At 65.4% G+C, this 6,000-nt stretch carries 4 protein-coding genes; all 4 read right to left on the bottom strand.

Annotation, left to right across the window (positions count from 1 at the left end; genetic code table 11):
- Positions 1-364: 364 nt before the first annotated feature.
- The 4 genes from IAE36_RS20675 to IAE36_RS20660 are packed head-to-tail and all read right to left on the bottom strand — an operon-like array spanning position 365 to position 5,933.
- Positions 365-2,326, bottom strand: coding sequence for an acetyl/propionyl/methylcrotonyl-CoA carboxylase subunit alpha (locus IAE36_RS20675; protein ID WP_201214348.1), 1,962 nt, complete (start codon positions 2,324-2,326; stop codon positions 365-367).
- Positions 2,323-3,138, bottom strand: a complete 816-nt coding sequence (locus IAE36_RS20670; protein ID WP_201214346.1) for a gamma-carboxygeranoyl-CoA hydratase — start codon at positions 3,136-3,138, stop codon at positions 2,323-2,325. Before IAE36_RS20670 ends, IAE36_RS20675 begins: the two co-directional genes overlap by 4 nt.
- A gap of 4 nt (positions 3,139-3,142) precedes the next feature.
- On the bottom strand, positions 3,143-4,750 hold the full coding sequence (locus IAE36_RS20665; RefSeq protein WP_201214343.1) for a carboxyl transferase domain-containing protein: 1,608 nt from the start codon (positions 4,748-4,750) through the stop codon (positions 3,143-3,145).
- 19 nt (positions 4,751-4,769) lie between these two features.
- Positions 4,770-5,933 (bottom strand): isovaleryl-CoA dehydrogenase, encoded by a 1,164-nt coding sequence (locus IAE36_RS20660; protein ID WP_201165130.1) that lies wholly within the window; start codon positions 5,931-5,933, stop codon positions 4,770-4,772.
- Between the last annotated feature and the right edge of the window lie 67 nt (positions 5,934-6,000).

The raw sequence follows: 6,000 nt of genomic DNA, 5'->3' as shown, positions 1-6,000 counted from the left end.
AACGTTGGGGGGGGCCCCCCCCCCCCCCCGCGGGGGCGGCCCCCCCCCCCCCCCGCCCCCGCCGCGCGGGCGGCGCTCGGTCTCATCGGCGCAGACCTTGTCGCGGCGAGCACCTGGCGGCCCTTATGCAATTTAAACCCGAGGTCAAGCCTTCCTCTGCAGTGGGGATGGAAGGTGTTCGCCGTAACGTTGTTTGCGCCTGTGAAACCGAGCGCCGCCTGCGCGGCGCATCGCGAGCCTACGGATGTTCCGGGCCAGTCACGCCTTTTTCATACGGCGCGATACCGCGTCATGCCCAAAGTGGTCGCGTCAATGGCCAGGGGATTTGCGCAGAAACAAACAAGCACCTCGCCCCCCATTCACCTCACGTACCACTACCTTCAAGATCCACCAGCACCGCCCCCTCACTCACCATCTCGCCTTCCTCACAGAACAACGCCTTCACCGTGCCGTCATGGGGCGCGCGAATGCTGTGTTCCATCTTCATGGCCTCCAGCACCACCAGCGCGGTACCTGCCGTAACCTGCTGGCCGGGGGTGACCAGTACGCGCACGATACTGCCGTTCATGGGCGCGCCCAGCCCGCCCTGGTGGCTGTGACTGGCTTCGGCTTCGGCAATGGCGTCGAAGGCCGACACGGTATGCACCTCGCCCGCCCAGCGCAGGTACAGGGTATTGCCGCGGCGGATAGCCAGGTGCTGGCGACGCACCCCCGCCTGGTCATGCACCAATTGGTCCCCCTGCAATTGCCATGCAGACGGCGCGCTGTGCTGCACCGTTACGGCCTGGCGCTGGCCGCCGCTGCACAAGTGCAGGGTGCTGCAAGGCGGCAGGCCCAGGCGCAGGCCGCTACGCTCAGCCCAAGGGGAATGGCTGTCGTCCTCCCGTACCCGGGCGGCATCGCTCAGCAACCAGGCCTCAGCGGCCGCCTCCCACAGGGCCTCCGGCAACGCCATGGCCTCAGGGAGCAGAACCTCCTGGTGCCGCCCAATGAAGCCAGTGTCCAGCTCCGCCGCAGCGAACGCGGGGTGAGCCAGGATGCGCTGCAGGAAGGCGATGTTGGTCTTGACCCCGCCAATGGCAAACTCGCCGAGCATGGCCAGCAGGCGCAAGCGGGCCTGCTCGCGGTCTTCGCCCCAGGCGATCAGCTTGCCCAGCATCGGGTCGTAGAACGGCGATACGTCATCGCCCTCGCTCACGCCGCTGTCCACGCGCCGGCCCGGGCCGGGGGCGGACTCGCGGTAAAGCGACAAGGTGCCGGTGGCAGGCAAAAAGTCGTTGGCCGGGTCTTCGGCGTACAGCCGCACCTCGATGGCATGGCCCATCAACGGTACCTGGTCTTGGGTGATGGGTAACGGTTCACCGCACGCTACTCGAATTTGCCAGGCCACCAGGTCCAGCCCGGTGATGGCCTCGGTGACCGGGTGCTCTACTTGCAAGCGGGTGTTCATCTCCATGAAGAAGAACTCGCCACGGGCATCGAGCAGAAACTCCACGGTGCCGGCACCCACATAGCCGATGGCCTGGGCCGCGCGCACGGCCGCTTCGCCCATGGCGCGGCGCAGCTCGGCGGGCAAGCCTGGGGCGGGGGCCTCCTCAACCACCTTCTGGTGGCGGCGCTGAATGGAGCAATCACGCTCGTTGAGGTACAGGCAGTTGCCGTGCTGGTCGGCGAACACCTGAATCTCGACGTGGCGGGGTTTGAGCACGTACTTTTCCACCAGCATGCGGGCATCGCCGAACGACGACTGGGCTTCACGCTGCGCCGATGCCAGGGCGTCTGCCAGCTGGCTTTGGTCTTCTACAACCTTCATGCCCTTGCCACCGCCCCCGGCACTGGCCTTGAGCAGCACCGGGTAGCCGATGCGCTCGGCCGCGGTGCGGAAGGTGTCCAGGTCCTGGGCTTCGCCGTGGTAGCCCGGCACCAGGGGCACGCCTGCGGTTTCCATCAGCGCCTTGGCGGCAGACTTGCTGCCCATGGCATCGATGGCGCTGGCCGGTGGGCCCAGGAAGATCAGCCCGGCTTCTTCGATGGCCCGGGCAAAGCCTGCGTTTTCGGACAAGAAGCCGTAGCCCGGGTGGATGGCCTGGGCGCCGCTGGCGTTTGCCGCAGCCAGCAGCTTGTCGATTTGCAGGTAACTGTCGGCGGCCTTGCTACCGCCCAGGTCAACACTGATATCGGCCTCGCGGCTGTGGCGGGCATTGCGGTCGGTGGCGCTGTGCACCGCGACCGTGGTCAGGCCCATGGCCTTGGCGGTGCGCATCACCCGGCAGGCGATTTCGCCACGGTTGGCGACCAGCAGGGTGGTCAAGGCTTGGCGGCTCATGGGCGCGGCTCCTTGGAGTCATGGGTGTGCCAGGCGGGGCGGCGTTTTTCCAGAAAGGCATGCAAGCCTTCCTGGCCTTCGGCGCTCACGCGAATGCGGGCGATGGTGTTCTCACAGTATTGGCGCAGGGCAGGGGTAAGCTGGCCGGCGTCCACTTCCTGCAGCAGGTCTTTGGTGGCGCGCAGGGCCTGGGGGCTGTTCAGCAGCAGGTTGCCGGCCCAGGCCTCAGCCTGTGCATCCAGTTCGTCGGCGGGGTACACCTCGGCCAACAGGCCCAGCTCCCGGGCCCTAACGCCGCTGAAGCGCTCGGCGGTGAGCGCATAGCGGCGGGTGGCACGCTCGCCCATGGCCTTGACCACGAACGGGCTGATAACGGCCGGCGCCAGGCCAATGCGCACCTCGGAAAGGCACAGCTGGGCGTCCTCAGCGCCGATTGCCATGTCGCAGCAGCTGATCAGGCCCAGGGCACCGCCAAACGCAGCACCTTGTACCACCGCCAGGGTCGGCACCTTGAGGCGTTGCAAGGCATACATCAGTTCACCCAGCTGGTGGGCGTCCTGCAGGTTGGTGTCGAAGTCCAATTGCGCCGATTGCTGCATCCAGGCCAGGTCGGCACCGGCGCTGAAGTGCCGGCCACGGCCACGCACAAGCAAAAAACGCAGGCGGGCATCTTTGGCCAGCTGCCCGAGGGCGGCGATCAACTCCTGGATCATCAGGGCATTGAAGGCGTTGTTCTTGTCTTCGCGGCTGAGCCACAGGGTGGCGAAGCCACGGGGGTCGTGGAGCACTTCCACGGTGCTGAATTCGCGCATGGGGTCACATCCGGAAAATGCCGAAACAGGTCGGTTCGATGGGGGCGTTCAAGGCCGCCGACAGCGCCAGGCCGAGCACTTCGCGGGTTTGCGCCGGGTCGATTACCCCGTCGTCCCACAGGCGGGCGCTGGAGTAGTAGGGGTGGCCCTGGTGCTCGTACTGGTCGAGGATGGGCTGTTTGAGCCTGGCTTCGTCGTCCGCCGTAAAGGCCTGGCCGCTGCGCTCGCTCTGCTCGCGCTTCACCTGCGCCAGCACCCCAGCGGCCTGTTCGGCGCCCATCACGCCGATGCGTGCGTTAGGCCACATCCACAGAAAGCGTGGGTCGTAGGCGCGGCCACACATGCCATAGTTGCCCGCCCCAAAGCTGCCGCCGATGATTACCGTGAACTTGGGCACCTGGGCACAGGCCACGGCAGTTACCAGCTTGGCACCGTGCTTGGCGATGCCGCCTTCTTCGTACTTTTTGCCCACCATGAACCCGGTGATGTTCTGCAGGAACAGCAGCGGAATGCCGCGCTGGCAGGCCAGTTCGATGAAGTGCGCGCCTTTTTGCGCAGCTTCGGCGAACAGGATGCCGTTGTTGGCCAGTATCGCCACCGGGTAGCCGTGCAGGTGGGCGAAGCCGCAGACCAGGGTGGTACCGAACAAGGCCTTGAACTCGTCGAATACCGAGCCATCCACCAGCCGGGCGATCACTTCACGTACATCGAAGGGCTGCTTGGCATCGGCAGGCACCACCCCGTACAGCTCATCGGCAGCGTACAAGGGGGCCACGGGTGCCAGGCGCTGCAGCTTGCCCAGCTTGTGCCAGTTGAGGTTGGCCACGCTGCGGCGGGCCAGGGCCAGGGCGTGCTCGTCGTTGTCGGCGTAATGGTCGGCCACGCCGCTGGTGCGGCAATGCACGTCGGCCCCGCCCAGGTCTTCAGCGCTCACCACCTCACCGGTGGCGGCCTTTACCAGCGGTGGGCCGGCGAGAAAGATGGTAGCCTGCTGGCGCACCATGATCGCTTCATCGGCCATGGCCGGCACATAGGCACCGCCTGCCGTGCAGCTGCCCATCACCACGGCGATCTGTGGGATGCCCTGGGCGCTCATGTTGGCCTGGTTGAAGAAGATACGGCCAAAGTGCTCGCGGTCGGGGAACACTTCGTCCTGGCGGGGCAGGTTGGCGCCGCCCGAATCCACCAGGTAGATGCACGGCAGGCGGTTTTGCAGGGCGATAGTTTGCGCACGCAGGTGCTTTTTTACCGTCAGCGGGTAATACGAACCGCCTTTCACCGTGGCGTCGTTGGCCACGATCATGCATTCAACGCCTTCGACGCGGCCGATGCCGGCGATCACGCCTGCTGCCGGCACGTCCTCGCCATACACCTCATGGGCCGCCAACTGGCCGATCTCGAGAAACGGTGAACCTGGGTCCAGCAGGCGGTCGATACGGTCACGCGGCAGCAACTTGCCCCGCGACGTGTGCCGCTCCTGGGCTTTCGGGCCGCCGCCTTGGGCAACCTGGGCCAGCAGGCTGCGCAGGGCTGTTACCTGCTCGAGCATGGCCGCGGTGTTACCGGCAAACTCCGCTGAACGCGGGTTGATCTGGGTGTTCAAGGTAGCCATGTACGCTCGTCCCTTTTGCTCAGCGGGTTTCGTTGAACAGCTCGCGGCCAATCAGCATGCGGCGGATCTCGCTGGTGCCGGCGCCAATCTCGTACAGCTTGGCGTCACGCAGCAGGCGCCCGGCCGGGAACTCGTTGATGTAGCCGTTGCCGCCCAGAATCTGGATAGCTTCCAGGGCCATTTGCGTGGCGCGCTCGGCGGTGTAAAGGATGACGCCGGCAGCGTCCTTGCGCGTGGTTTCGCCACGGTCGCAGGCCTGGGCCACGGCATACAGGTAAGCGCGGCTGGCGTTGAGCTGGGTGTACATGTCGGCGACCTTGCCCTGGATCAACTGGAATTCACCGATGCTCTGGCCGAACTGCTTGCGGTCGTGAATGTAGGGCACCACCAGGTCCATGCAGCTTTGCATGATGCCGGTGGGCCCGCCCGACAGCACCACGCGCTCGTAGTCCAGGCCGCTCATCAGCACCCGCACGCCACCGTTAAGCTGCCCCAGAATGTTTTCTTCCGGCACCTGCACGTCATCGAAGAACAGCTCGCAGGTGTTGGAGCCGCGCATGCCCAGCTTGTCGAACTTGTTGCTGCGGCTAAAGCCTTTCCAGTCCCGCTCCACGATGAATGCGGTAATGCCGTGGGCGCCCTTGTCCAGGTCGGTCTTGGCGTAGATCACATAGGTGTTGGCGTCTGGGCCGTTGGTGATCCAGGTCTTGCTGCCGTTGAGCACGTAATGGTCGCCGCGCTTGTCTGCGCGCAGTTTCATCGAGACCACGTCAGAGCCGGCGTTGGGCTCGCTCATGGCCAGGGCGCCGATGTGCTCCCCGCTCACTAGCTTGGGCAGGTACTTGGCCTTCTGTTCGGGGTTGCCGTTGCGGTTGATCTGGTTCACGCAGAGGTTGGAGTGGGCGCCGTAAGACAGCGCCACCGACGCCGAGCCCCGGCTGATTTCTTCCATTGCAACCACGTGGGCCAGGTAACCCAGGCCGGATCCGCCGTATTCTTCGGGCACGGTGATGCCGAGTAGGCCCATGTCGCCGAACTTGCGCCACATGTCAGCCGGGAACAGGTTGTCGTGGTCGATCTGGGCGGCGCGCGGTGCCAGCTCTGCGGCGACGAAGGTGCTGACCTGGTCGCGGAGCATGTCGATGGTTTCGCCCAGGGCGAAGTTCAGGGTGGGGTAATGCATGCTGGGGCACCTTCTTGTTCTTGAATGAGGGTTTGACTGTTGCAGCCCAGGTGGCTGTTTCACCTTT

The sequence above is a fragment of the Pseudomonas sp. S36 genome (assembly GCF_016647875.1).
GTDB lineage: Bacteria > Pseudomonadota > Gammaproteobacteria > Pseudomonadales > Pseudomonadaceae > Aquipseudomonas > Aquipseudomonas parafulva.
This window is presented reverse-complemented; position numbering and strand designations above follow the sequence as displayed.

What these genes read in the sequence shown, in the direction of transcription:
- IAE36_RS20670 (WP_201214346.1), bottom strand. Translation starts at nt 3,138, where the DNA reads ATGCGCGAATTCAGCACCGTGGAAGTGCTCCACGACCCCCGTGGCTTC.
- IAE36_RS20665 (WP_201214343.1), bottom strand. Translation starts at nt 4,750, where the DNA reads ATGGCTACCTTGAACACCCAGATCAACCCGCGTTCAGCGGAGTTTGCC.
- IAE36_RS20675 (WP_201214348.1), bottom strand. Translation starts at nt 2,326, where the DNA reads ATGAGCCGCCAAGCCTTGACCACCCTGCTGGTCGCCAACCGTGGCGAA.
- IAE36_RS20660 (WP_201165130.1), bottom strand. Translation starts at nt 5,933, where the DNA reads ATGCATTACCCCACCCTGAACTTCGCCCTGGGCGAAACCATCGACATG.